Source organism: Corynebacterium sp., from assembly GCF_030826625.1.
In the GTDB taxonomy this organism is placed as follows: domain Bacteria; phylum Actinomycetota; class Actinomycetes; order Mycobacteriales; family Mycobacteriaceae; genus Corynebacterium.
Genome location: NZ_JAPJNQ010000030.1, coordinates 1 through 24729, shown reverse-complemented (window position 1 = coordinate 24729; position 24729 = coordinate 1). Strand labels below are relative to the sequence as shown.

The window sequence follows — 24729 nt, the reverse complement described above, 5'->3', positions numbered from 1 at the left end:
CTAATTCACGGCGCAAACGAGCATTTTCAGCGCGAAGATCGGCCTGGCTTAGCCCATCAGAGGATCCGCGGCGTTCGCGCTCATTTTTTACCCACCGGCCTAAAAGACCTGGTCCGACGCCGATTTCTTTAGCCACATGAGCGATTGGGCGCTGCGACTCGATTACCAGGTTCGCGGCTTCACGTCGATACTCAGGTGTGTACTTCTTTCGCTGTTGACTCACAATGAACATCCTCTCTTACGGACACAAGATCCGCACTAATCGGGTGTCCACTAAACGAGGGTAACCTCATCCGATTTTTTGTGTGTGGGGTTTGTTTACAAGTAATCCGCGAAACGGTTGGGGTAAGCCACGGCTAGTTGGTTGATGGCTTTCTTCGCTCGCTGGGCAGCACGCTTATCTTCGATATTGCAGATCATCAACCACAGCGTCTTCAGCGCGGCAGCATCGTTGGGGAATTGTCCCCGGTTACGAGTAGCTTTACGCAGCCTAAGCATTGAGTGACTCGATCGAATTCGTGGTGTAACACACCCGCCGTGCCGCCGGCGGGAACTTCACAAACGGCACAAACCGATCCCACGCGTCTCGCCAGACTTTCACCGACTGCGGGTATTTACACCCCAGTTCACTGGCCTTAAAAGCATCCAAGCTGGCACGGGCGGTGTCCTGGATTGCAGCTGTGTAGATATCGCGTAGCATGCGAGAGACGGTTGTTTGGTACTGGTGGGACACCCACCGGTTCGCAGCCCGAATCAGGTGCACAATGAAGGTCTGCACTATGGAATTCGGCCAGGTTGCCTCCACGGCTTCCGGCAGGCTTTATTGACCACGCGGTGGCCATCGCGGATTTTCACGCGTAGCGCATCAAGGAAAATCACTGGGTAGAACTCGTCGAGTTGGCGGTTGTGCCAGATCATGACCTCGTCCAAGACCGCATCGGTAATCGTGCTGATCGTTGATCGTATCCGGGCTCATATCCACCCCCAGGGTGGTGGAAAGATGGTGGCAAATATCGCGCACGGTCATCCCACTGGCGTACAGCGAGATAATCATGTCGTCGAGTTCTTCTGAGCCGACGGGAGCCTTTGGGCACCATCTGGGGCGCAAACGTGCCAGCACGATCCCTCGGCACGGTTACTTCTAAATCCCCGTAACCAGAATCAATGGTCTTGGTGTACGCCCCGTTGCGGTGATTGCTTGCGTGGACGGTCTCAACCTGGGACACTTCAACCCGCACCCACGGAGTAACACCACCGCAGACACGTTCCGTCACCTAAGGTGCGTGCGGCGGGGTGGTTAGTTGCTCATCATGCGCGTATGAGGGCTGTTACAGCTTTACATCCTCCCAGTGCAAGAGAGACGGCGACTATTGAACTCCGTTTTCTTTTGCATTAGCATTTAACGTGTCCGCCATCAGACAGGAACCAGTATCCCGGAAAGGGGAAGCGATAAAGATGATCTAATGTCTCCTGGTGAAGTAGACCAAGCAGAGAAAGATGGAAACCCCTATCTACCGGATCCAATCCGCGGATGAAAACGGTTTCGAAGCAGACGTCACAAACGCTTGAATTGTGAACAATGGAGATCATATTTCCGGAAAGTATGAAGGAAAAGTTCCTATGGATCAAGTAGTAGTCCTTTCAGGTTCCGAAGATCGTAGCGCTGCAGGTTGCGCTTCAGGAGTACTATTTTCAGTTGGAGCGGTAGCAGGTGGCGCGGCCGGTATTTTGTCCGCGCCCGTTACCGGTCCAGTAGGGCCGCTGGCCACAGTTGCAGCAGCGGGCATCGCTGGCTCCGTGGGGGCAGCTGCCGCAGAATGCTCTGGACGATAATCCCCTAAGCACTAAGAGATAGGAACCGAATGTATAAACCTTTTCCATTTGTTCTTAGCATGATCGCTTTGACTATTGGGGTTTCGGAACTAGCAATACAGATATCGCTGCCGGAGGTGCGATCAACTCCAGTGATTTTCAGCTCCGTGATATGCACACTTCTTGGAATATTTTCCGCGTTTCTCGTGGGGAGAAAAGCCCAGGAAGACCAAAACGCTTAAATCGTATTGTCTCTCCATATTACGAACTTATCTCTGTTAGTTGGACGGAGCGACCAGACACCAACTGATAGAGATATTTTCATGAGTGGTCTTATCTGGCGAGTTGGTAGATACTGATCTTGTTTTTGTTCAGGATCGGTTTGCCGCCAGTATTTGGTAGCGTTCTGGTGTTTGGTTGATTGGTGGCAGGTGTTCTGACTAGGTAGTGCTGGTCATACTTACGTAGTTAGCGAACAGAATCTCTTGACGCTGACGCTCGGTAGTGAGTTTGCGGGGTGCTCCCATCGCCTTATCAACCTCACGGTCGAGAGCGTCGTGTGCCTTAAGAAGCTCTGGTGCCATCACCAGCGGGTTGTAGTGCTCGGCAAGCGAACGCTCGGGGTGAAGCTCACACGCAGCCAACACACCTTTGCCAGTTTTGATGATCCGCTCCCGGGGCTTCGCCGATATATAGCTTGGTACCAGCGATAACATCTGGATCAAGCTACGCAGCTGTGTAAAATCTTCTCGATTCTGACACAACTGCAGGTATTCCTACGTATGGCAGATCTGGCTGATGGTTTTCTTGGAAGAGGTGCGGAGTGGCTGCTGACTCGTTGGTCGCCTTCTTGGTGCTTGAAGCGTCCTGGGTTTAGTTCCGCCTCTTTTACTACCCCGCATTGACGGGCTGGGTGAGGTGGTACTCGATTTCTACTTCCTGCGGGGTGGCGTAGTCCAAATGCTTCGTGAAGGCGCTTAGTGCTCCACCAATGCACCCACCGCAAGGTCGCCAACTCAACTTCTCCCACTGACTCCCACGGGCCTTGGGGGTAGTCGAGTTCCGCTGCGGAAAAAGCCGAAGCAGTTTTGAAAAATCCCGTTTGCTCGTTTCAGTTCGCGGTTGTCTCGGCGCAGACGCCCCAAGCTCTTCTTTCATTGTTTCGCTATCCGGCGTTGTGTGGCCATCTCGTGTGGAGGCACTGTCGCGGTACCACGTCCGTAATGTATGGCGTGATACGCCGAGGAGCTCGCCGACCTGTTCGTAGGCGCTGTAGTGAGCAGGACTCCAAACGGACCATTTCAATGATCTGATGGACCGCCTGCTCCTTAAACTCGACGGAATACTTTTCTGGGCATAGTGCCTAATTCTTCTTTACCTGAGGTAGGAACTAAACCCAGGACGCTTTAGTGTTTGTGGCAATACCTTATACGAATATCAGTATGAAATCTTAGATTTTCTTTAGAGCATCAATCAAACCATCTGAGAATACAACTACTAGCGCAATGGCTTACCTTTTTGCTCCGGGAGTTGGAATGCAGCAACGGCAGCGACCGCGAAGCTCAGCCCGAACAGCACAAATAACAATCCTTGCCCGCCGATATTCAGAACTACCGGCACTAACAATGGAGCCAGGATCGATGCTAGGCGCCCGAACCCAGCAGCGGCACCAGTTCCTGTCCCGCGCAGCGTCGTTGGGTAGAGCTCCGGCCCAATCGCGTACAGCGCGCCCCAGGCACCCAAGTTAAAGAAACTGAGCAAGCATCCGGCGATAATGATCGTCGTTTCGGTGGAACTGAAACCATACAAACCAGCTGCCATAGCTGAACCCGCCAAAAACGTCGCCAAGGTTGCCCGTCTGCCCCAACGTTCAATCAACCAAGCCGCTACCGCATAGCCGGGAAGCTGTGCCAAGGTGATAATCAGCGTGAATCCGAAAGATTTCACCAGGCTAAAGCCCTGGTCGTGCAGTAATGACGGGATCCAGATGAAAGCCCCATAGTATGACAAGTTGATGCAGAACCAGATGATCCATAGGTTGCGGGTACGCGACCGCAAAGATGGCGACCAAATGGATTTTCCACCCCGCACACCGGCGTTTTCTTGTACGTCGTCGGTACGCTTGGGCAAGCGCTTGGCTTGCCATTTCAGCCGTGGGGAATCCTCAAATTCCTGCACTACTTTTTCGGCTTCGCGTGTTTTCCCGCGGCTTTCCAAGTAGCGCACGGATTCCGGCAGCGCCATTCGGATCACCAGGCCATAGATGGCTGGGATGCATCCTAACGCCAGTGCCCAACGCCAACCGTTGTCGCCAGAAGCCACCACAAATGTGCCGATCACCGCAGCGAGAATCCAGCCCACGGCCCAGAAAGCTTCCAGAATCACCACCATGCGCCCGCGGATAGAACGTGGCGCAAATTCGGCCACGTATGTCGAGGCCACAGGCAGTTCCGCACCCAGACCGAGTCCGACGATAAAACGCAAAATGATCAACAACGACAGCGAACCAGCCAGGGCAGATGCGCCCGTCGCCAAGCCATAAAGCAACAGCGTGGCGGCAAACACTTGCCGTCGGCCGAATTTATCTGCCAGCAGACCGCCGAGCGTAGCGCCAATGGCCATGCCCACAAAACCTATGGATCCCAACCACGATGCCTGTCCAGGTGAAAGCCCCCACTGGGCGACGAGCGCGGCCATCACAAACGAGATCAGCCCAACGTCCATGGCATCGAGCGCCCAACCAACACCGGAACCGCCTAGTAATTTTCCGTGCGCGCGGGTAAGCGGTAGTCGGTCGAGTCGTTGGCTGCGGGTGAGCTGCTTTGTTCCGGAACCAGGTGGTTGCGGTACACCAGGCGAGCGGAAGGAAGAATTCATGGCTTATAGGCTACTCGGGCGATAAAGGAAAGGCTCGCATAATGGACGTGAATTGGTGAACGCGCGCATATTAGACAGTGCCATCCGGTGAGGGTGCATAATTGAGGGCATGACTCGTCTATTTGGAACCGATGGTGTCCGTGGCCATGCCAATGAGGTGCTTACCGCTCCGCTGGCTCTGCGTTTGGGTGCAGCAGCTGCGGAAGTACTGACTTCACAACGCGATCGGCAAGGCCGCCGTCCGACCGCCATCATTGGCCGTGACCCCCGGGTGTCCGGAGAAATGCTCGCTGCGGCGATGGCGGCAGGTATGGCTTCCCGTGGTGTGGATGTGTTGCGTGTGGGCGTGCTGCCCACACCTGCAGTGGCGTTTCTTACCGACGACTACGGCGCGGATATGGGCGTGATGATTTCTGCTTCGCACAACCCAATGCCGGATAATGGCATCAAGTTTTTCTCCTCGGGTGGGCGCAAGCTGCCTGATCACGTAGAAGACGAAATTGAAGCTCGCATGAATGTGCTGGAAGAAGCCGGGCCGACAGGGTCTGCCATCGGGCGTGTGGTGGAAGAATCCCCGGATGCGCATGAACGCTACCTGACGCATTTACAGGAAGTCTGCTCGACGGATCTTACCGGCCTGCACGTCGTCGTCGACTGCGCGAATGGTGCTGCTTCGAAGATTGCCCCGGAAGCCTATGCGGCGGCAGGCGCTCGCGTTGATGCGATCTATAACGCTCCCAATGCCTACAACATCAACGATGACTGCGGATCCACACACATTGAGAAGGCACAAGCAGCCGTGCGGGAATACGGTGCGGACCTCGCTTTGTCGCACGACGGGGATGCTGACCGCTGCCTGGCCGTTGATGCAGAAGGCAACGTCGTCGACGGTGACCAGATCATGGCAATTTTGGCCGTCGGCATGAAAAACGATTCCGATCTGCGCCACAACACTTTGGTTGCTACCGTGATGTCGAATCTGGGCCTGAGCCTTGCGATGCAGGAGCAGGGCATCGAGATGATTCAGACCAAGGTCGGCGATCGCTATGTCGTCGAAGCGCTTAATGGGGGCGGGTTCAGCCTCGGCGGCGAACAATCCGGCCACATCGTGCTGCCAGAGCATTGCACTACTGGAGATGGCACGTTGACTGGGTTGTTGTTGATGTCACAGATGGTGAAAACCGGTAAGAGCCTTAAAGAGCTTGCCGACGTCATGACCGTGTTGCCACAAGTATTGATCAACGTTCCAGTCTCAGATAAAGCGGCGATCATGGGCAATGATGAGGTTCGCTCTGCGATTGCAAAGGCAGAACAAGATCTGGGGACAGGCGGTCGCGTGCTGTTGCGACCGTCTGGAACTGAGGAATTGTTCCGTGTGATGGTAGAAGCAGAACAAGAAGAAACCGCACGCAAAGTTGCTGGTCAGCTAGCCGCGGTGGTCTCGGCGGTCTAGCTTTCCGCCAAAGAAATATTTTTTTCGGAACCGCACCTTTATTCCCACAGTCCAATACTGGCGAGACAACGTTCAACATCAGTTATCTCGTCCAAGGCAATGAGTATTTCGGTACTTATTTTTGGATGGTCAGTGGAAAAGGAGGTGCGGTTTTTCATGAATAATGTCGATTTCGATTATGCGGCATTACGCGAGAGATTCCAGCACGTAGCCCGGGCCGATGACGCACACCACGATGCCCATGTGGCCGATCGGCCTGCCTACCCGGCTCAAGCGGCAGGACAAGGTTTTAGCCATTATGGTGCGCGCATTGCCGCAGCGTTAGAAGCCGTACACGCCCAGGGCACTGCTCGGATCACTCGGCGCCGCCAGACTGCACGGTCGGGAATTGCTGAATGTGATCACTTGTGTGCACAAGATGAACACAATGCGAGACCATTTGGTGCACAACAAGTAGGGCAGGGTCGATGAGCATACAAATAAACCGACTACTTAACGATTTTCAGCAGTGTCTAGCAGAATTAGCCGTGGTCTCTGGCGGTAGCTACGCACCACCAGCGGGTGTGATTGAAACGATGCGTGAGGCTGCTGGCAAAGTTGATGGACTCGATTCGGCACAGCTGGTGGCTCAGTCCTCGGCAGCCGCCGGTGCCCGGCGCGATAAGGGCGATGGCTTTCGTACTGTGCTCGATGCGTTATCGGCTGGTTCGGGCATGCAGCTTGCCGGCGGCGCTATCGAAGAATTACTGCAGCGATTCCAGTCTGATCATGAAGATGACCAGATTGCTAGCCAAGAATTCGCTGATGGCGCACAGAATTGCGGAAACGCGGTCGATGATATTCGTGATAGTTCCGAATTAGGGCTTTCCGAGATTTTGGGATCAGTGATCCCAGTCGTGCAGATTGTTACCCGGCTAATACGGTTACACCCGGTCATGCGTTTGAGCGGCATGATCGGCACATTAGCGAGCATGGTGATCGAGCCAGCCGTCAGTGCATTCATGCGCGTCGTCGGTGATCGAGACGATGCAATTTCCGGGTGCTATGAAGAATTCTTGCGGCGTTGTGAGCAGCTATGTGAAAAAGACTTAGTGGATCCGCCTGCAACTGAACCGGAAGCTCCTGGTGATCACGGCGGCGGTGGTGATGCACTCGCGCCGATTGACTGTGATTGCCCACCGTCCGGTGACATGCCTGGGGGAGGGTCAACTGAACCGGCTCAGCATTCTGCTAAAAAGATGCATACCGATACGCATTTAGCCCAGCCCCAGCCAGAACAACCACAGAATAAACAGCAGCAGATGTTGCACAGCCAGCAAATACAGGCTGAAACACAGGCACAATCGGTGCAGAACAAGCACTGTGAGACCGCGCCACCAGCAAAACCGGGCTCCGTGGCTTCGACACAGTCGGCAGGTCAGGCAGAAGGCAAAATGCAGTCTTCGTCGTCGATGAAAACTGGCCTGAGTGGAAAGATAGCTCAAGCTCAAGTCTGTGAGAGTCCCACAACGACTCCGTCGATGGCGGAAAAACCAGAGGCGGAAGCGTGTGAGCCACGAGAGCAACGCGAGCCTTGCGAGCAACCTTCGCAGAAAGCTCAGCCTACTCAAGCCGTTGAGCAGCCAGCAGAGCCAACGCAGCCAGCAGAGCCAACGCAACCAGCAGAGCCAACGCAACCAGCGCAGCCAGAGCCTGAGTTCCAGCCGGAAGGACAGCCAGCGGAAGCCCCACCGACACGGCTGGCTAGCTCTGTACAGAATAATTGCGACATCGACATTTGCTGCATCGGCCAAATGGCGATCGCAGGGCTGGGAATGGCGGTCATCGGCGCTCAGTTGATCATCGAGACTGCAACGCAGTGCTTAGAGCAGATCGAATGTGAGGCGCCACAGCCACCAGTTCCGGAAGAACCAGCACCTGCACCGGAACCACAACCGGAACCGCGCCCGGAACCTGATTGTCCTCCCGAAGAAAAACCGGCGCCACAACCACAGCCTGAGCCGGTGTCAGAACCAATCCCGGAGCCAGATGATGAGGTTATTGAGCGTCCGATGCCAGAGCATTCCGTGGACAAGAAACAATTCCATTCTGGCCCAGCGCAGGTAGGTCCGGAAGCGGCACCACAGCCACAACCTGATCCGCAACCGGCACCACCGGCAGAACAGGGCCCACCGTCGGCTCCTGCGCCTGCCCAAGAGCCTGCTGCACAACAACCAAAACCGGATAACCAGGAAGAACCAGGAGCTAAACCAAAAGAAGCGGCGCCTGGTAATACTCACAGGATGGGACAGTGGTAATGGAATTCGAACAATTCGCAGAGAAATTCCGGGAACGCACCGCTAAACGACTACTGGAGTTTGAAGGCAAACTCGAAAAAGCCCAGCAAGAACTCGAAAAACAAGCAGACCACCAAGCGCGTAAACAACCTGGGAGCCAGCATAATCAGCAGGGGCGTGCCTCCACAGAACAACAACCCGCGCAGCCGTCACGGCAGTTGCGCCAGGACGAAGCAAACGAAAACCGATCCCGGAGATACGGGGCAGGTGCAGGCGAACGAGGTGCGGGTATAAATCAGCTGCGCGATGTCTCGCGGGCGGGCAGAACCCGACAAGTGAAGTCAGTGCTGCGTCGCGGTGTAAAATAACGCCGCTGCCCAGGCAAATCTGCCTGGGCTACCGTGCTCAAACTACTGCCGTGACAGCCACTATGAGCGAGCCTGTCAGGGCATTAAGCTCGCGGGGCGCACCGGATTAGGAAAGCTTACCGAGCAGGCCGGAAGGCTTTTGTTGCTCGTCGAGCTCGTCGCCGGTGGCGCTGACGAATCCTTTGCCCTCGGCTTCTGGGTCTGAAAAATCGGCGTACTGTTTATCGCCATTGAGCTGGTGCAACAAAAAGCCCGTTAACAGTCCACGCGCAGTTTCTAACGCTGAGGCCTTACCGACGCCGATGCCCAGGAAAAACTTTCGTAAAGTGTCTTCAGTGAATGTTGCCTGCTTGCCGTTATCCACCGCGCGGTAGCAGACGGGACCCTTCCAATTTTTTGCCAGCTCTGGTGGGTTGCCCGCGGAGAAAACATCAGATTTTTCTGGCCCAATAATCAAACCTGGTTTCTCGATGTGTTTGGCGGCTACTTGCGATGAAGGGGAAGTCTGTGCCGGATAAAGTGCGGCAACGCACTGCACCTTTTCGTTTTCTAAAGCAGCCAACACGGCAGCACCACCGCCCATTCCGTGGCCGATCACACCAAGTTTATTCGGGCTGACCGTGATATTGCCCTGGCCGAGTTTTACACCAGCGGCGATCTGCAGCGAGGTTTCTAAATCTGAAGCAAAATCGCGGTGGTCTGGCCAGACTCCGATTTCAGTCTCTGGTGCCGCTACTACGATTCCCCAGCTAGCTAAATGGCGCAGGGTGTGACGATAATGCTTGAGCGGCATGCGCCAATCGTGCCCAAAAGCCACTGCGGGCAAAGAATTGCCTTCAGCCGGGGCATAGATCTTGCCGGGCAGGCCGGCATAATCTAAATCGCCAACCAGCACACGGTGCGGGCCACGCTTGGACAAGTTTGCTAGGTGCTTCTTAAGACTCACACAGAATAGCCTAATGTATTGCGCTTGTTCTCGGTGGTTCACCGTTGCCAGAACTCGCGGTAATTTCTCTATCTCGACGCCACTGCGCTCGGTACCGCCCTTGCCACTGCTCTCGCCATCGCCCTCGCCACCGAGCTGGCTAGTCCGTCGCACAGCAAGCCCCGGCTATTAAATGCTGTTTACCGACTGCTCAAGATTTTGCCTAATAATGTAGTATCCAGCTCATGTGTGGAATCGTTGGATATGTGGGACACCCCGGCGCTGACCGTGGCTTTTACGCTCTTGACGTGGTATTGGAAGGGCTATCGCGCCTGGAATACCGCGGCTATGATTCCGCTGGTGTTGCGGTTTATGCCGATGGCGAAATCACGTGGCGTAAAAAGGCTGGCAAGGTTGCCTCCCTGGAAGCTGAACTGAAAAAACGCCCGCTGCCGAACTCGGTGCTGGGCATCGGGCACACGCGTTGGGCAACGCACGGTGGACCGAGTGATGTCAACGCGCATCCGCATGTCGTCGGTAACGGCAAGGTGGCTGTCGTGCACAACGGCATCATCGAAAACTTCGCCGAGATCAAGCGCGAGCTTAAAGATAAAGGCTACAACTTCGTCTCTGACACGGATACTGAAGTTGCTGGTGCCTTGCTTGCTGATGTTTTCGCCAACGATCCAGCAGTCGACGGTGACCTAGCCACCGCGATGCGTTTGACAGCGAGTCGTTTTAAAGGCGCTTTCACCCTGCTAGCCATGCACGTCGACCAGCCCGATCGCATCGTTGCTGCTCGCCGTGACTCGCCACTGTTGATCGGCCGCGGTGAAGGCGAAAATTTCCTTGGCTCGGATGTCTCTGGCTTTATTGATTACTCCAAAGACGCAGTCATCATTGATAACGACCAGGTGGTGACCGTAACCGCCGATGAAATCACGATCACAGACTACGATGGCAACCCCGTCGAACCGCGTGAATTCAAGGTTGAGTGGGACGCAGAATCCGCCGAAAAGGGTGGTTTTGCATCCTTCATGGACAAAGAAATTCACGATCAGCCTGCTGCGGTCCGCGATACTTTGATGGGGCGTTTCGACGAGAATGGCCACCTCTCGCTCGACGAAGTGCGCATCGACGAAGCTATTCTGAAATCGGTCGATAAGATCATCGTGATTGCCTGTGGCACTGCCGCCTATGCCGGGCATGTGGCTCGCTATGCCATTGAGCACTGGTGTCGCATCCCCACCGAGGTCGAGCTGGCGCACGAGTTCCGCTACCGTGACCCGATTGTGAATGAAAAGACTCTGGTGGTGGCATTGTCGCAGTCCGGCGAAACCATGGATACGCTCATGGCTGTTCGCCACGCCCGCCAGCAAGGCGCTAAGGTCATCGCGATCTCGAATACGCGGGGCTCGTCGATTCCCCGTGAATCCGATGCCGCGCTGTATACCCACGCTGGCCCAGAAATTGCGGTCGCTTCGACTAAGGCTTTCCTTGCCAAGATTGCCGCGACCTACCTGTTTGGGCTTTACCTGGCACAATTGCGCGGCAACATGTTCTCCGATGAGGTCCACGCCGTGCTCGGTGAACTGCGCCAGATGCCGGAGAAGATCCAGCAGGTTATCGACAGTGAAGATGATATTAAAACCATCGCGGAGAAGATGCAGGATGCCCGCACCGTGCTCTTCTTGGGACGACACGTGGGCTTCCCGGTTGCTCTGGAAGGTGCACTGAAGCTCAAAGAGATCGCATACCTGCACTCGGAAGGCTTTGCTGCTGGTGAGCTTAAGCACGGGCCGATTGCGTTGGTGGAAGAAGGCCAGCCGGTGTTCGTCATCGTGCCATCTCCACGCGGCCGCGATGTGCTGCATTCCAAGGTGGTGTCCAATATTCAGGAAATCCGCGCACGCGGCGCCGTCACCATCGTCATCGCCGAAGAAGGCGATACCGCAGTGGAAGATTACGCCAACTACATCATCCGCACCCCGCAGTCGCCGACACTGATGCAGCCGTTGTTGGCGACGGTTCCACTGCAGATCTTTGCTTGCGCGGTTGCAGAGGCGAAAGGCTACGACGTCGACCAGCCTCGAAACCTGGCGAAGTCCGTCACTGTCGAATAAGGCACTGTCGAATAAGGCACTGCCGAATAAAACATCGCGTAGACCACAAATCGTAGACCACAGAACTAGTCGTCAAATAGAGCGAGGCCGAAAAGCGTGAATATGCTGCGCACCCGCATTGATCTGGATGCCATCACCCATAATGTTCGCGTGCTTAAACATGCGGCGGGGGATGCGCAGTTGATGTGCGTTGTCAAGGCGGATGCGTATGGCCACGGTGTAGGTCGGGTGACTTCGGTGATGGCGCAGGCTGGCGCTGATTTGTTTGGCGTTGCCACTATCGCGGAAGCCCGTCGCCTGCGCGCGTTGGGCGTTGAATTGCCGGTCATGGCATGGCTGTGGGATGCCACTGGTGATGCTGCTTTGGACGAGATTGCCGCAGCGCTGGCCGACGATATCCAGTTGGTCGCGCCGTCGTTGCTGCATCTACAGGCGCTTGTCGACGCCAAGATCCCCGCGATTATCACCATGAAGGTGGAAACCGGGATGCACCGTGGAGGAATCGAGCCGGCTGAATGGCAGCAGGCATTTTCCCTGGCGAAATCCGCTCCGCACCTTCAAGTTCGCGGCTTGATGTCGCATTTTGCGTGCGCGGATGAACCGGCGCATCCGGCGAATGCCGCACAGATTCGCCAGTTCCGTAAAGCGATCGCCCAGGCTCGAACTCTAGGTTTGGAGGTGCCAGTTAATCACATCGCGAATTCTGCGGCCACGCTTGAACAACCTGATGCGCATTTTCAGCAAGTCCGCACTGGAATTGCTTGTTACGGGCTGGAACCAGTGGCAGGGTGTGAACACGATTTACGCCCGGCGATGACATGGGCAGCGACTGTGTTGGCGGTCAAGCCAATAAGTGCTGGTGAAGCTACCTCGTATGGGCTGACGTGGACGGCGGAGCAGGATGGCTACCTCGCGGTAATTCCGTGTGGTTACGCCGATGGATTACCGCGCAGCGTGCAAGGGCATTTACAGGTCGGAATTTCTGGGAAGTGCTACCCGCAAGTTGGCAGGGTGTGTATGGATCAGATCCTGGTTGATCTCGGGGAGAACCCATTCGGGGTGCAAGCAGGAGATGAAGCCGTGTTGTTCGGTGAACATGGCATGTCTGCGACAGATTTGGCCGATGCCACGGGCACAATCAATTACGAAATCGTCACCAATCCGGGGGGACGTACTGTGCGTGAATACGAAGGGGGAGTTGCACTGTGACTTTCCGTCAAAGCCCACATTCTTCTAACGAAGTGCCGAAGAATTTCAGCGAACCGGGGCGCATCGAACTTGCCACGGCTGAAGCCACGCGTGCATTCGGTGCGCAGCTCGGCTCTACTTTGCGCGCGGGCGATGTAGTAATCCTCGCAGGGGCTTTGGGAGCCGGAAAAACCACACTGACCCAAGGCATTGCCCAGGGTATGGACGTTCGGGGTCGGGTGACCAGCCCAACGTTTACTATCGCCCGCGTCCACCGCGCCCGCCAGGCTGAACAACCCGATTTGGTGCATGTCGACGCCTACCGTCTGTTCGGTGAGAGCAGCGCGCCTGGACAATCCGCCGCTGATCCGTGGGGTGAGCTCGATGCCTTGGATTTAGACACTGATTTAGAGACATCCGTAGTCGTTGCCGAATGGGGCGCTGGGCTCGTAGAAGCGTTGACACAGCGTTATTTATTCGTTGAGCTGGATCGTGAAAGCGCAGTTGCGCATGATCCTGAGTCACACGCGCGCATACTCACCTGGGGTTGGGTCGAAAGTTAACGTGCGCAAACCCCGTTCGTGAATTTTCATGAGCACGCGCTATCCTGGGGGCAGACTGAAACCCAGACTCCCATGTCTGTCTTTTATTTTTTAAGGAGCTTGTATGCCGAAAAACGGCGGCGCCATCATCGGTACTGTGGTTGCACTGTTCTGCCTTGCCTTGGCGACGATGGTCGGTGCAGCAGCGCTGGCGAAAGACGATTCCGCTCCGAAGGAATCATTCGCTGGCACCTTGCACAAGATTGATAACCAAGGTTTGTCGACTACCGGTATTTCGCCAGCGGACTTGTTCGGCGAAGAATGGGTCGCCGGTACTTTCGTGTGTCCGGGTGTCAATGAGCAGCAACTGGCTGCCAATGGTTTGAACCCGGCTGAATTCAACCTGGTGGAAGGTGAGATCGACAAGCACGATAACTATTTGCTGCTGGTGCAAGAATCCGGTGAATATCACGTTGAAAAGATGTCGATTCACAACGTGAACTTGTGCACGATCCCTCTGCAGGGGCCGTTTAACACCCAGGCGATTATTCACCTGGAAAAAGATGACGAAGGCACCTGGAACTTTATCGGTTAATTATGTCCACTAGCGTCGACGGCCCGATTTTGGCTATTGATACTTCTACTCCCACTTTGGTGACCGGCTTGGTTAGCGGGGTGGGGTTGAGTGCTGCCGATGTTCGGCCTGGGGCTGCGTACGAGGCAGTTGAGAACACCGTCGAGAACACTCGGGCGCATAACGAGTTGCTGATGCCGACGATCTTTGAACTGCTTGATTCGGCAGGAATCCAGCTTCGTGAACTCGCCGCCGTCGTTGTTGGCTGTGGCCCAGGCCCGTTTAGCGGTTTGCGCGTTGGCATGGCGACGGCATCGAGTCTGGGCCATGCGCTGGGGATCGGTGTTTATGGTGTGTGCTCGCACGACGCGATAGCGTGGCGTGCCCAATACGAGCAGAACGATGCCTCCAAAGAGCTTGCCGACGGGCTGCTGGTTGCCACGGATGCGCGCCGCCGTGAGACATATTGGGCAGTCTACGGTTCCGCCAACACAGCAGCTGTAAATAACCTGGCCACGGCGACTGATCCACTGGGTGCAACGCCCGCGACCATCGGTAGCAGCGAGAATCAAACCGTGTGCCGCATGACTGGCCCTGAGGTGGGCCCGGCCGAAAATCTGCAACCGGAGGTTTCGCGTGTGGTGGCGAACCCGACGATTGCTGCGCGGTTGCCGGAAAACTTACGCGAGCTGGCGGAAGCAGACACAGCACCGGCGGTGCCGAGTGCACGTGGACTGGTTGCCGTTGCGGATTTCAATGTCGCGCCACGGCCGTTGACGCCACTGTATTTGCGTCGGCCGGATGCGAAAGAACCAGTCGCAAAGCCCGTCTCGGCGGCGCTGCGATGGGCGGATCGATGACCCAGCAGCAACTGCACCTGCGCGAACTCGGCCCGGCTGATGCCTACCGTTGCGCACAATTGGAACGCGAACTGTTTGTTAACGAAGGCCCCTGGCCAGAAAAGGCTTTTCGCGCAGAGTTTGCATCCCCGACTACCTTTTATCTCGGTGTGGAAGAGGTCATCGGCACAGAGCCCGGCAAGCCTCCCGCGCGAATGTTGGTTGGTTACGCAGGGTTGGCGCAGCTCGGTCCAACCGATGATCCTGAATATGAGATCCACACCATTGGGGTAGACCCACGAGCGCAGCGTCGCGGGGTCGCACGAATGTTGATGGACAATTTTTGCTACGTCGCGGATCGTAGTGCAGCGCCGATTTTTCTTGAAGTCCGCACCGATAACGAGCCGGCCATTGCCTTATACCGCAGGTATGGGTTTGAAAATATTGGAATCCGCAAGAACTATTACGTCGGTGGTGGAGATGCCTACACCATGTTGCGAGCAGGCCGAAAGGATGCATCATGATCATTGCCGGAATTGAATCCTCGTGCGACGAAACCGGCGTGGGCATCGTCCGTTTAGATCCGCCTGCTCCCGGTGATTCTGCCGACAGCACGCAGCGGCCACGCATCGAGGTGCTGGCGAACGTGGTGGCCAGTTCGATGGAGCAGCACGCGCGCTTCGGTGGGGTAGTCCCAGAAATTGCCTCCCGAGCGCATTTGGAAGCGTTGCCACAGGTGATGCAGCAGGCGTTGGATGAAGCCGGAATCGACAAGCCGGATGCCGTTGCCGCCACCGTCGGCCCGGGTCTGGCCGGAGCTTTGTTGGTCGGGGTCGCTGGTGCGAAGGCCTATGCTGCTGGTTGGGGGGTTCCGTTCTATGCGGTTAACCACCTCGCTGGCCACGTCGCCGTCGCCAACCTCGAAGGCGAGCCTCTGCCGCATGCAGTCGCCCTGTTGGTCTCTGGAGGTCACACTTCCTTGTTGGAGGTCGATGACGCCAACCACCGCTACCGAGAACTGGGTGCCACGCTTGACGACGCCGCAGGGGAAGCCTACGACAAAGTTTCTCGTCTGCTGGGTTTGGGTTACCCGGGCGGGCCGTTGATCGACAAGCTGGCGCGCGCTGGCGAAGTCACAGTGGATTTCCCGCGGGGCCTATCGCGGGCGGAGGATTTGCGCGGGGAGCACCGCTACGATTTTTCGTTTTCTGGGGTGAAAACCTCGGTAGCGCGATTCGTCGAAAAGGCGGAGCGTGAGGGTGCTTCGATCAACGCAGCAGATCTGTGTGCGTCGTTCCAAGAAGCAGTCTGCGACGTCCTGACCAAAAAGGCCGTGCTGGCCTGTCAGGACACCGGTGCGAACACGCTGCTGTTGGGCGGGGGAGTAGTGGCGAATTCGCGCTTGCGTGAGTTGGCGCAGCGCAGATGCGATTCCGCCGGCATTACGTTGCGGGTGCCGCGTTTCGAGTACTGCACGGACAACGGGTTGATGATCGCAGCGGCCGCGGCACAACAGATTGCGCACGGACAACAGCCGGCAGGCTGGGACGTGGCGACGGATCCGTCCTTGGAATTGGGAAGCTGAGCTGAGTCTGCGGAGCAGAGTCTGGGTTTCGCCCAGAACTTGCTAGCGCCCAGAACTTGCTAGCGGAGCACTCAAGATAGTTGTCACTTAGCACTTGGGTAGGTAGAGTGCTAATAGGTTGTTTGACCCACAGTTGTTCACCCGCGACGACGGCTGTGCTGGACATCCACAACCGGCACATAACAGCTTCGCGTGCTGGTCAGAATGGTGATCGCACGCATTGGACCTGATTTCACGAAAGGAATCATCGTGGCAAACATCAAACCGCTCGAAGACAAAGTTCTGGTGCAGATCAAAGAAGCAGAAACCACCACGGCATCCGGCCTGGTTATCCCAGATTCTGCCAAGGAAAAGCCACAAGAAGCCACCGTTATCGCTGTCGGCCCAGGCCGCACCGACGACAAGGGTGAGCGCGTCAAGCCAGATGTGAACGAAGGCGACACCGTCATCTTCTCCAAGTTCGGCGGCACTGAGCTGAAGTATGAAGGCCAGGAATACCTGCTGCTTTCGGCTCGTGACCTGCTGGCAGTCATCGAAAAGTAAGGGGGAGTAAGCCGCTATGGCAAAACTCATTGCTTTTGATCAACAGGCGCGTGAGCACCTGCAGGCCGGCGTCGACACGCTCGCCGATACCGTCAAAGTGACCCTCGGCCCACGTGGTCGCAACGTGGTGTTGGACAAGGCCTTCGGTGGCCCGCTGGTCACCAATGATGGTGTGACCATCGCGCGTGACATCGATCTGTCTGAGCCTTTCGAAAACCTCGGTGCGCAGTTGGTGAAATCCGTTGCGGTGAAAACCAACGATGTTGCCGGTGACGGTACCACCACCGCGACGCTGCTGGCCCAGGCGCTGATCTTCGAAGGCCTGCGTAACGTTGCCTCTGGCGCGAACCCGGTAGAACTCAACCGCGGAATCGCTGCGGCGGCCGAAAAGACCGTCGAAGAGCTCAAAGCGCGGGCGACGCAGGTCAACTCCAGTGCAGAAATCGCCCAGGTTGCCACGGTCTCCTCGCGCGATAGCGAGGTCGGCGAGATGGTTGCCGGTGCGATGGACAAGGTCGGCAAGGACGGTGTGGTCACTGTCGAAGAATCGCAATCCATGGATTCTTCCGTTGAGGTCACCGAAGGCGTTGCCTTCGACAAGGGATTCTTGTCGCCGTATTTCGTCACCGATCAAGAAACCCAGCAGGCCGTGTTGGATGATCCATACGTGCTGCTGGTGCGCAACAAGATTTCCTCGTTGCCAGATTTCTTGCCGTTGCTGGAAAAGATCGCCGAGGCCGGCAAGCCAGTCCTGATCGTCGCTGAAGACATCGAGGGCGAAGCCCTGCAGGCATTGGTGGTCAACGCGATCCGCAAGACGCTGAAGGTTGCTGCCGTGAAGGCTCCGTACTTCGGTGATCGTCGTAAAGCGTTCATGGATGATCTGGCAGTCGTGACTGATGCAACCGTCGTGGATCCAGAAATCGGCGTCAACCTCAACGAGGCTGGCCTGGAAGTACTCGGTTCCGCGCGCCGTATCACCGTCGAAAAGGACGAGACCGTGCTTGTCGACGGCGCTGGTTCCGATGCCGCACTGGAAGAACGTCGCGAAAAGATTCGCCGCGAGATCGAGGCCACCGATTCCACCTGGGACAAGGAAAAGGCCGAAGAACGTCTGGCGAAACTGTCCGGTGGCGTGGCTGTCATCCGTATTGGCGCCGCTACCGAAACGGAAGTCAACGAGCGCAAGCTGCGGGTAGAAGACGCCATCAACGCCGCCCGTGCGGCTGTGGAAGAAGGTGTCATCGCTGGTGGCGGTTCCGCGCTGGTACAGATCGCTGAAACGCTGAAGTCTTATGCCGAACAGTTCGAGGGCGAAGCCCGCGTGGGTGTGGAATCTGTCGCTCGCGCGCTGACCAAACCGGCATTCTGGATTGCCCACAATGCCGGTGAGGATGGTGCTGTGGTCGTCTCCCGCATCGCGGAGATGGATAATGGTGAAGGCTTCAACGCCGCCAACCTGGAGTACGGCAACCTCATTGAAAGTGGCATCATCGACCCAGTGAAGGTCGCGCACTCGGCTGTGGTTAATGCTTCCTCAGTCGCCCGCATGGTGCTGACTACTGAGGCGTCGGTCGTCGACAAGCCAGCGGAATCTGATGATTCTGCAGGAGGCCACGACCACCACCATCACTAAGCACTAGCTCTGACAGTGTTGACTCTGACTGTGCCGGTCTTGGCAGTGTTGGTCTTGGCATTGTCGGAGCACGACAGCTAGCTGCCTATTCAACTGCAAAAGCCATCCCAGACGAAACGTGGGATGGCTTTTTGTGCGTGAGGCTCTGATTTGACGTAGCTCGATTTGACGTAGTCAGATTTGAAGTAGATCGATTTGACGTAGTCAGATTTGAAGTAGATCGATTTGAAGTAGATCGATTTGAAGTAGATAGCAGCGCCAACAAAATATGGGGCGAGGTGCACAACGAATACGCCTTGCTGAATTCCTCAGGCGGGTGCCTCCGGCGATAAGATAGACCGGAGAAAATGACGCGAAGTCAACGAAAGATGTGGGACGTGAGCGATTCTGACGACGAACTCGCACGGTATGTTCCCCTAGCAATAGATGGGGATCGCCGTGCCATGCAGCATGTCATGCGGATAATTCATCCGCAGGTGCTGCGCTATTGTCGCGCCCGCATTGGTGGCGGGAAAACTCCCACGGCCGAAGACGTCGCCCAGGAGGTATGCCTGGCGGTAGCGACGTCGATGCAAAGTTTCGTGGACCGGGGCCGGCCATTTATGGCATTCGTTTATGGCATCGCGTTCAACAAGGTCGCCGATGCCCATCGCTTCATGGGCAAAGACCGGTTGCACCCTGCAGAAGAGGTACCGGAAGAAGCAGACAGGCTTCCCACGCCAGAAGACGCTGCGTTAGAATTCGATGGTTGTAACACTGTGCGCGCGCTGCTCGATACTTTAAATGACAAAGCTCGAGACATCATCATCATGCGCGTATTCGTTGGGTTGACTGCAGAAGAAACAGCACAAGCGCTGGGCAGCACTCCCGGTGCGGTTCGAGTGGCACAGCATCGTGCGCTAGCGCAATTGCGTGCGCGTATAGATGACGAGAATTCAAGGGAGTGAACGTGAACCGACACGACTGGGAGAATGACGATTTCTTCCTGGATCAGTTGTCGCAAGGAAAAGACCCGTCGCAGGGTCAGGATCCATTGGCGGCAGCGTTGTTGGGTTTGCGCACTGAAATTGAATCCAACATACCGGCCGCCCCTGAGCTTTCCGACGTTCCAGCGGGCGATACCACGGGCGCATCCGATAACGTGGTTGCGCTGAACTCTGTTCGCCGCCAACCCTCTCACCGTCGATCCTTTGGTCACGAGCGTCGCAATGAACCTGCGAAACATCGGGCCGGTACCGGTTCTGGTTTTGGCGCTTCCCGACGCTTCGGCTGGGGCAGTGCGCTGCTGGGTGCAGCCGCGGCCACGGCGCTGTTCGCTGTCGGCAGCTTGAGTGTTTATCACGCCACCCCGAATTCCCCGCTCTGGGGCGTGCACGAGTCGCTATTCGACGATGAAGAAGCAACCCGCGTCGAGCTCGCCACCACCCTGGAACAACTGGAAGATAGCGCCCACCGCGGTGACGAAGAAACCACCCGGCAGTTGATCGCTGAAGCCCGCACCTTGTTGGATAACCTGCGGGAAAGCAAAGAAGCCAAGCAAAATAAAGAGAACAAAACCTCGAAGCCGCGGGCGACGGTGACGCGGGTGCGCCCGCAGCCGGAAGAAAAGAAGGCACCGGAGACCGTCACGGAAACTAAAGAAGTCACCGTCACGAAGACTGAATCGCCAATGCCACAGGCTCCGCAAACTGCACCGGATGCCGGCCAAGAACCTGCCCCGCAGACGTCGGCAAGCCAGCCATCGGCAGGCCAAGGCCAACAGCCTGGGCAATCAGGCAACGATGGTGCGGGCCAGCTGCCGTCGCAGGTACAGCCTCAGCCACCGGTACCGGGGCAAGGAGAGCAAGGTCAAAACGCAGTAAACAACAGCGACGCCCCGGCGGGTCGGGAAAACCGGACCAACAACCAGAGCACCGAAAACTAGTGCAACGGAAATTAGAGCACCGACGATGAGAACCCGTCGGCTAGCTCACATTAATTCAAATTCCGATTAATTCAGATGCCGACGGTTTAATCCGTCATAGAAACCGACGGCGTATTCCCACGGGACATACTTATCCATGTTGGGCTGCGCCGATGGCTCGTGCACGGGCGCGAGTTCACCATTGAGCGTCGAGCGCATATTCGCGGCCATGATGTCCCAGTCGTAATAGTGCTGTTCTTCGCAGTCTTCGCAGATGAAAAATATGCCGTCGATGCCGAAAGGCGGCAGCATGCTCGCCATGCCACGGACCATGCGCAGGTCCTTTTCCAGCATCAAGCGTTCTTCGTCGGAAAGCTCCGGCATGGGCTCATCAGCATCAAGGAACGACGCCGGATCGTTGGGATCATCGGCGAAGGGATCGCGGGGCATATTCGAATCAAAGTCCACATAGCACACACTATTGTCAAAACCATTCATATTCAATTCCCCCGGCTACCCGTTTTGCATGTTAGCAACTACGATGAAAGCCACGAAGCTGCAAGCTGGAAAAGGAGAATCTTGGGAATGACTGACCAACGCGTACACACTGGTGGCGATGACCCAGCCAAGGTCGCGCTTTATGGCCTGACATTCGATGACGTGTTGCTGCTACCTGCAGAATCCAACGTCGTTCCTTCTGAGGTTGACGTGTCCTCGCGGTTCAGCCGCAACATCAATTTGGGCCTGCCGGTGGCATCGGCGGCCATGGATACCGTTACTGAGGCTCGCATGGCCATCGCCATGGCGCGCCAAGGTGGCATTGGCGTCCTGCACCGCAATCTGTCCATCGAGGAGCAAGCTCAACAGGTCGAGATTGTGAAGCGCTCGGAATCCGGCATGGTCACCGACCCAGTGACTGCACGCCCGGACATGACGATTACCGACGTGGATGATCTCTGCGCGCGTTTCCGCATCTCCGGCCTGCCGGTCGTCGATAGCGAGGGCCACCTGGTCGGTATTTGCACCAACCGTGACATGCGTTTCGAGGCAGACCCGAACCGCTTGGTCCAGGACGTGATGACACCGACGCCGCTGGTGGTTGCGAAAGAAGGCGTGAGCAAGCAGGAAGCGCTGAGCCTGCTGAGCGAAAACAAAGTGGAAAAGCTTCCGATCGTGACCGATGACAACAAGCTCGTTGGGCTGATCACGGTCAAAGACTTCGTGAAAACCGAGCAATTCCCGCACGCGTCCAAGGACAAGGAAGGCCGCCTGCTGGTCGCTGCAGGTATCGGTACCGGTGAGGAGTCCTTCCAGCGCGCTGAAGCCCTGGTTAAAGCGGGTGTGGACGTGCTCGTCGTCGACTCGGCTCACGCGCACAACAACCGCGTTCTCGAGATGGTCTCGCAAGTGAAAAAGACCTTCCCGCAGGTCGACGTCGTTGGCGGCAACTTGGCCACTCGTGAAGCCGCGCAAGCGATGATCGACGCCGGTGCTGATGGCATCAAGGTGGGTATCGGGCCAGGTTCGATTTGTACGACCCGTGTGGTCGCCGGTGTGGGTGCACCGCAGATCACCGCAATTTTGGAAGCCGCTGCAGTCGCAGGCCCGGCGGGGGTTCCCGTCATTGCCGACGGCGGCATGCAGTACTCCGGCGATATCGCGAAGGCGCTCGCAGCAGGCGCGGACTGCGTGATGCTGGGCTCCATGCTGGCTGGAACTAAGGAATCGCCTGGCGATGTCGTCGTTGTAGGTGGCAAGCAGTACAAACGCTACCGCGGCATGGGATCGATGGGGGCAATGCAAGGTCGCGGCCTGACGGGCGAGAAGCGTTCCTATTCCAAGGACCGTTACTTCCAGGCTGATGTGCGCAGCGAGGACAAGCTGGTGCCAGAAGGCGTCGAAGGCAAGGTTCCATACCGCGGCGAAATTGATGCGATCACCCACCAGATCATTGGTGGTCTGCGCGCATCGATGGGCTATACCGGTTCTGCTTCGATCCCGGAGCTGAAAACCAAGCGTTTCGTGCAGATCACTGCGGCTGGCCTGGCGGAATCGCACCCGCACCACTTGCAGCAGACCATGGAAGCTCCGAACTACCGCTAAAGGAAGGTAATTTTTCGTGCGCGAATATGCAGAGATCGGTATCGGCCGCGAGGCGCGTCGTACCTACGAGCTCGCGGATATTTCGATTATCCCGACTCGTCGTACCCGCTCGTCGAAAGACGTCGATACCACCTGGAGCATCGACGCCTACAACTTCGATATCCCGGTGTGCTCGCACGCTTCCGATGCTTTGGCAAGCCCGGAGTTCATCATTGAGATGGGTAAACAGGGCGGCCTGGGCATTATTAACGCTGAGGGCTTGTGGGGACGTGTCGACGACCTCGCGGGTCAGCTCAAGGCTGTCACTGAGGCGCCGAATCCGACGGAGTATTTGCAGAAACTGCACGCGCTTCCGCTCAACGAGGAGCTGCTGGCCAGCCGCATCGCCCAGGTGCGAGAATCTGGCGTGACTGTCGCCGTGCGCGTCTCGCCGCAGCGCGCCCGCGAATTGGCGCCGACGGTGATTGCCGCGGGAACCGAGATCCTGGTTATCCAGGGCACACTGATTTCTGCCGAGCACGTTTCTGCCGATGGCGAGCCACTGAACCTGAAGGAATTCATCGGTTCTCTGGAAGTTCCTGTTATTGCTGGTGGAGCGGTTGATTACACCACCGCGTTGCACTTGATGCGCACGGGCGCAGCCGGCGTGATTGTCGGTGGTGGCGTGAACACCAACGATGTTTCGTTGGGCATCAACGTGCCGAAAGCCACCGCGATTGCTGATATCGCTGCTGCACGCCGCGATTATTTGGATGAAACCGGTGGGCGTTACGTGCACATTCTTGCCGACGGCTTGCTGCTCAGTGCTGGTGATATGGCCAAGACTATTGCTTGTGGCGCCGATGCCGTCGTCCTGGGGCCTTTGTTGGCACAAGCACAGGAAGCCGCCGCTGATGGTTGGTTCTGGCCTTCGGTGGCTGGGCACCCGAGCTTCCCACGCGGTTTTGTGGAATACACTCGCGACGATGCGCTCACCGACGACGCCGATGCTAGCTTTAGCCTAAAAGAGGTGTTGCACGGTCCGGCCTCGGACCCATTCGGTCGACAGAATCTGGTCGGCGGTTTGCGTCGCGCGATGGCGAAATGTGGTTACACAGACTTGAAGGCTTTCCAAAAGGTGGATCTGGCTGTGCGCTAATCCAGGTTTTTCTTGCGGCTTCGGGCTTCGGCGCGGAGCCGTTTTTCTGTACGCTTCGTAGCAACCTTTTCGCCAATGTCTTGCAGCTTTTTCAACTTCGACCGCGGTGCGCCATCCGCGCCAGAACCCCCGGTTCCGACTGTTTGCACCAAGGACGCGTGATGGCCAGTAACACCACTGCCGCGACGAGTAGCCGCACCGCCGAGGTTCCCCAGGTGCCGCCGTCGTCGAAAAGCTTCACTGCCAGCGCAGATCCCAGTTGCAGGGAGATGCACGAGCCGATGATGCACAGCACAGAGATGGGGTTCGCCGGAGATGCCATGGCAGTGATTATTCCGTCTGCATGATTCTTGAGTCCAACTGTATTGTGCGGCGAGGTACCTCGCTTGGGTTGTGTACTGTCTCGGTTGTGGCCGTGAGTTAAACTATGGGGCGTGACTGATGCAGCAACTCCACGTCCTGTCCTTGTCGTCGACTTCGGTGCGCAATATGCGCAGCTGATCGCGCGTCGTGTGCGCGAGGCGCAGATGTATTCCGAGGTCATCGCCCACGATGCCCCGATTGAACAGTTCCGGGAGAAAAACCCGGCTGCGCTGGTACTTACCGGTGGCCCGAGCTCTGTGTATGCCGATGGTGCGCCGTCGTTGCAGCCAGAATTGCTGGAGCTTGGCGTTCCAGTATTTGGTATTTGCTACGGCTTCCAGGCGATGACCCACGCGTTGGGCGGCACCGTCGCGCAGACCGGTAAGCGGGAATATGGTCGCACCGATCTGACGCTTGCCGACGGCTGCGGCGTACTGCACGAAGGTTTGGCTGATACCCACAAGGTGTGGATGTCTCACGG

The 24729-nt window shown here is 56.8% G+C and carries 25 protein-coding genes and 2 pseudogenes; 19 read left to right on the top strand and 8 right to left on the bottom strand.

The window, feature by feature from the left end; genetic code table 11:
- Positions 1–223 (bottom strand): transposase (locus tag RCH87_RS05325; RefSeq protein WP_306515691.1); only part of this gene is annotated, 223 nt, incomplete at its 3' end.
- A 95-nt stretch (positions 224–318) separates the two neighbouring features.
- Positions 319–1214: pseudogene (locus RCH87_RS05320) on the bottom strand (transposase); the annotation flags it as partial.
- Between the two features lie 406 nt (positions 1215–1620).
- On the opposite strand from RCH87_RS05320, the gene RCH87_RS05315 reads away from it, so the two are divergent.
- The gene (locus RCH87_RS05315) at positions 1621–1833 is read left to right on the top strand and encodes a hypothetical protein (protein ID WP_306515690.1); all 213 of its coding nucleotides are present in this window, start codon (positions 1621–1623) and stop codon (positions 1831–1833) included.
- Positions 1834–2252: 419 nt separating this feature from the next.
- Here the strand turns inward: RCH87_RS05315 and RCH87_RS05310 are convergent, their stop codons facing one another.
- From RCH87_RS05310 to RCH87_RS05300, 3 genes and pseudogenes are all read right to left on the bottom strand, one after another.
- On the bottom strand, positions 2253–2528 hold the full coding sequence (locus tag RCH87_RS05310; RefSeq protein WP_306515689.1) for a type IIL restriction-modification enzyme MmeI: 276 nt from the start codon (positions 2526–2528) through the stop codon (positions 2253–2255).
- Positions 2529–2867: 339 nt separating this feature from the next.
- Positions 2868–3112: pseudogene (locus RCH87_RS05305) on the bottom strand (IS3 family transposase); the annotation flags it as partial.
- A gap of 197 nt (positions 3113–3309) precedes the next feature.
- Positions 3310–4689, bottom strand: a complete 1380-nt coding sequence (locus RCH87_RS05300) for an MFS transporter (RefSeq protein ID WP_306515688.1) — start codon at positions 4687–4689, stop codon at positions 3310–3312.
- Positions 4690–4798: 109 nt separating this feature from the next.
- On the opposite strand from RCH87_RS05300, the gene glmM reads away from it, so the two are divergent.
- From glmM to RCH87_RS05280, 4 genes are all read left to right on the top strand, one after another.
- Positions 4799–6142 carry a phosphoglucosamine mutase gene (gene glmM / locus RCH87_RS05295; protein ID WP_306515687.1) on the top strand — a complete coding sequence of 448 codons (1344 nt, stop codon included), beginning with the start codon at positions 4799–4801 and terminating at the stop codon, positions 6140–6142.
- A gap of 156 nt (positions 6143–6298) precedes the next feature.
- Positions 6299–6613 (top strand): hypothetical protein, encoded by a 315-nt coding sequence (locus RCH87_RS05290; RefSeq protein ID WP_306515686.1) that lies wholly within the window; start codon positions 6299–6301, stop codon positions 6611–6613.
- Positions 6610–8439, top strand: a complete 1830-nt coding sequence (locus RCH87_RS05285) for a hypothetical protein (RefSeq protein WP_306515685.1) — start codon at positions 6610–6612, stop codon at positions 8437–8439. The genes RCH87_RS05290 and RCH87_RS05285 overlap by 4 nt, the downstream gene beginning before the upstream one ends.
- Entirely contained in the window at positions 8439–8786 is a 348-nt protein-coding gene (locus RCH87_RS05280; protein WP_306515684.1) for a hypothetical protein, read from the top strand. Before RCH87_RS05285 ends, RCH87_RS05280 begins: the two co-directional genes overlap by 1 nt.
- A gap of 106 nt (positions 8787–8892) precedes the next feature.
- On the opposite strand, the gene RCH87_RS05275 is transcribed toward RCH87_RS05280, so the two are convergent.
- Complete coding sequence (locus tag RCH87_RS05275) at positions 8893–9732, bottom strand: dienelactone hydrolase family protein (RefSeq protein WP_306515683.1); 840 nt, start codon at positions 9730–9732, stop codon at positions 8893–8895.
- 224 nt (positions 9733–9956) lie between these two features.
- On the opposite strand from RCH87_RS05275, the gene glmS reads away from it, so the two are divergent.
- From glmS to RCH87_RS05220, 11 genes are all read left to right on the top strand, one after another.
- Positions 9957–11834 (top strand): glutamine--fructose-6-phosphate transaminase (isomerizing), encoded by a 1878-nt coding sequence (gene glmS, locus RCH87_RS05270; RefSeq protein WP_306515682.1) that lies wholly within the window; start codon positions 9957–9959, stop codon positions 11832–11834.
- A gap of 102 nt (positions 11835–11936) precedes the next feature.
- A complete protein-coding gene (gene alr, locus RCH87_RS05265) occupies positions 11937–13043 on the top strand; it encodes an alanine racemase (protein ID WP_306515694.1) in 1107 nt (368 codons plus the stop codon).
- Between the two features lie 32 nt (positions 13044–13075).
- Positions 13076–13585, top strand: coding sequence for a tRNA (adenosine(37)-N6)-threonylcarbamoyltransferase complex ATPase subunit type 1 TsaE (tsaE, locus tag RCH87_RS05260; protein WP_306515693.1), 510 nt, complete (start codon positions 13076–13078; stop codon positions 13583–13585).
- 103 nt (positions 13586–13688) lie between these two features.
- The gene (locus RCH87_RS05255; protein ID WP_306515681.1) at positions 13689–14159 is read left to right on the top strand and encodes a hypothetical protein; all 471 of its coding nucleotides are present in this window, start codon (positions 13689–13691) and stop codon (positions 14157–14159) included.
- Between the two features lie 2 nt (positions 14160–14161).
- On the top strand, positions 14162–14998 hold the full coding sequence (gene tsaB / locus RCH87_RS05250; protein ID WP_306515680.1) for a tRNA (adenosine(37)-N6)-threonylcarbamoyltransferase complex dimerization subunit type 1 TsaB: 837 nt from the start codon (positions 14162–14164) through the stop codon (positions 14996–14998).
- Positions 14995–15501: a ribosomal protein S18-alanine N-acetyltransferase gene (rimI, locus tag RCH87_RS05245; RefSeq protein WP_306515679.1), complete on the top strand. Its 507-nt coding sequence runs from the start codon at positions 14995–14997 to the stop codon at positions 15499–15501. Before tsaB ends, rimI begins: the two co-directional genes overlap by 4 nt.
- Positions 15498–16562, top strand: a complete 1065-nt coding sequence (tsaD, locus tag RCH87_RS05240) for a tRNA (adenosine(37)-N6)-threonylcarbamoyltransferase complex transferase subunit TsaD (RefSeq protein WP_306515678.1) — start codon at positions 15498–15500, stop codon at positions 16560–16562. The genes rimI and tsaD overlap by 4 nt, the downstream gene beginning before the upstream one ends.
- Positions 16563–16805: 243 nt before the next feature.
- Positions 16806–17105 (top strand): co-chaperone GroES, encoded by a 300-nt coding sequence (gene groES / locus RCH87_RS05235; protein ID WP_306515692.1) that lies wholly within the window; start codon positions 16806–16808, stop codon positions 17103–17105.
- 16 nt (positions 17106–17121) lie between these two features.
- The gene (groL, locus tag RCH87_RS05230; protein ID WP_306515677.1) at positions 17122–18741 is read left to right on the top strand and encodes a chaperonin GroEL; all 1620 of its coding nucleotides are present in this window, start codon (positions 17122–17124) and stop codon (positions 18739–18741) included.
- Positions 18742–19118: 377 nt separating this feature from the next.
- Positions 19119–19688 (top strand): sigma-70 family RNA polymerase sigma factor, encoded by a 570-nt coding sequence (locus RCH87_RS05225; protein ID WP_306515676.1) that lies wholly within the window; start codon positions 19119–19121, stop codon positions 19686–19688.
- 2 nt (positions 19689–19690) lie between these two features.
- Positions 19691–20665 (top strand): hypothetical protein, encoded by a 975-nt coding sequence (locus RCH87_RS05220; RefSeq protein WP_306515675.1) that lies wholly within the window; start codon positions 19691–19693, stop codon positions 20663–20665.
- Positions 20666–20731: 66 nt separating this feature from the next.
- On the opposite strand, the gene RCH87_RS05215 is transcribed toward RCH87_RS05220, so the two are convergent.
- Positions 20732–21142 carry a DUF5319 domain-containing protein gene (locus tag RCH87_RS05215; protein WP_306515674.1) on the bottom strand — a complete coding sequence of 137 codons (411 nt, stop codon included), beginning with the start codon at positions 21140–21142 and terminating at the stop codon, positions 20732–20734.
- Between the two features lie 87 nt (positions 21143–21229).
- On the opposite strand from RCH87_RS05215, the gene guaB reads away from it, so the two are divergent.
- Both guaB and RCH87_RS05205 read left to right on the top strand, forming a co-directional pair.
- Positions 21230–22747: an IMP dehydrogenase gene (gene guaB, locus RCH87_RS05210; RefSeq protein ID WP_306515673.1), complete on the top strand. Its 1518-nt coding sequence runs from the start codon at positions 21230–21232 to the stop codon at positions 22745–22747.
- A 16-nt stretch (positions 22748–22763) separates the two neighbouring features.
- Positions 22764–23885, top strand: coding sequence for a GuaB3 family IMP dehydrogenase-related protein (locus tag RCH87_RS05205; RefSeq protein WP_306515672.1), 1122 nt, complete (start codon positions 22764–22766; stop codon positions 23883–23885).
- A gap of 91 nt (positions 23886–23976) precedes the next feature.
- Here RCH87_RS05205 and RCH87_RS05200 read toward each other — a convergent pair whose 3' ends face one another.
- On the bottom strand, positions 23977–24207 hold the full coding sequence (locus RCH87_RS05200) for a hypothetical protein (RefSeq protein WP_306515671.1): 231 nt from the start codon (positions 24205–24207) through the stop codon (positions 23977–23979).
- Between the two features lie 112 nt (positions 24208–24319).
- Here RCH87_RS05200 and RCH87_RS05195 point away from each other — a divergent pair.
- Positions 24320–24729, top strand: a 410-nt coding sequence (locus tag RCH87_RS05195; protein WP_306515670.1) for a gamma-glutamyl-gamma-aminobutyrate hydrolase family protein, incomplete at its 3' end; no start/stop codon positions are given.

Coding starts and splice junctions, on each gene's coding strand:
- groL (WP_306515677.1), top strand. CDS start 17,122: ATGGCAAAACTCATTGCTTTTGATCAACAGGCGCGTGAGCACCTGCAG.
- RCH87_RS05280 (WP_306515684.1), top strand. CDS start 8,439: ATGGAATTCGAACAATTCGCAGAGAAATTCCGGGAACGCACCGCTAAA.
- rimI (WP_306515679.1), top strand. CDS start 14,995: ATGACCCAGCAGCAACTGCACCTGCGCGAACTCGGCCCGGCTGATGCC.
- RCH87_RS05200 (WP_306515671.1), bottom strand. CDS start 24,207: ATGGCATCTCCGGCGAACCCCATCTCTGTGCTGTGCATCATCGGCTCG.
- glmM (WP_306515687.1), top strand. CDS start 4,799: ATGACTCGTCTATTTGGAACCGATGGTGTCCGTGGCCATGCCAATGAG.
- tsaD (WP_306515678.1), top strand. CDS start 15,498: ATGATCATTGCCGGAATTGAATCCTCGTGCGACGAAACCGGCGTGGGC.
- RCH87_RS05255 (WP_306515681.1), top strand. CDS start 13,689: ATGCCGAAAAACGGCGGCGCCATCATCGGTACTGTGGTTGCACTGTTC.
- RCH87_RS05290 (WP_306515686.1), top strand. CDS start 6,299: ATGAATAATGTCGATTTCGATTATGCGGCATTACGCGAGAGATTCCAG.
- RCH87_RS05285 (WP_306515685.1), top strand. CDS start 6,610: ATGAGCATACAAATAAACCGACTACTTAACGATTTTCAGCAGTGTCTA.
- RCH87_RS05300 (WP_306515688.1), bottom strand. CDS start 4,689: ATGAATTCTTCCTTCCGCTCGCCTGGTGTACCGCAACCACCTGGTTCC.
- glmS (WP_306515682.1), top strand. CDS start 9,957: ATGTGTGGAATCGTTGGATATGTGGGACACCCCGGCGCTGACCGTGGC.
- RCH87_RS05215 (WP_306515674.1), bottom strand. CDS start 21,142: ATGAATGGTTTTGACAATAGTGTGTGCTATGTGGACTTTGATTCGAAT.
- alr (WP_306515694.1), top strand. CDS start 11,937: ATGCTGCGCACCCGCATTGATCTGGATGCCATCACCCATAATGTTCGC.
- guaB (WP_306515673.1), top strand. CDS start 21,230: ATGACTGACCAACGCGTACACACTGGTGGCGATGACCCAGCCAAGGTC.
- RCH87_RS05315 (WP_306515690.1), top strand. CDS start 1,621: ATGGATCAAGTAGTAGTCCTTTCAGGTTCCGAAGATCGTAGCGCTGCA.
- RCH87_RS05310 (WP_306515689.1), bottom strand. CDS start 2,528: ATGTTATCGCTGGTACCAAGCTATATATCGGCGAAGCCCCGGGAGCGG.
- tsaB (WP_306515680.1), top strand. CDS start 14,162: ATGTCCACTAGCGTCGACGGCCCGATTTTGGCTATTGATACTTCTACT.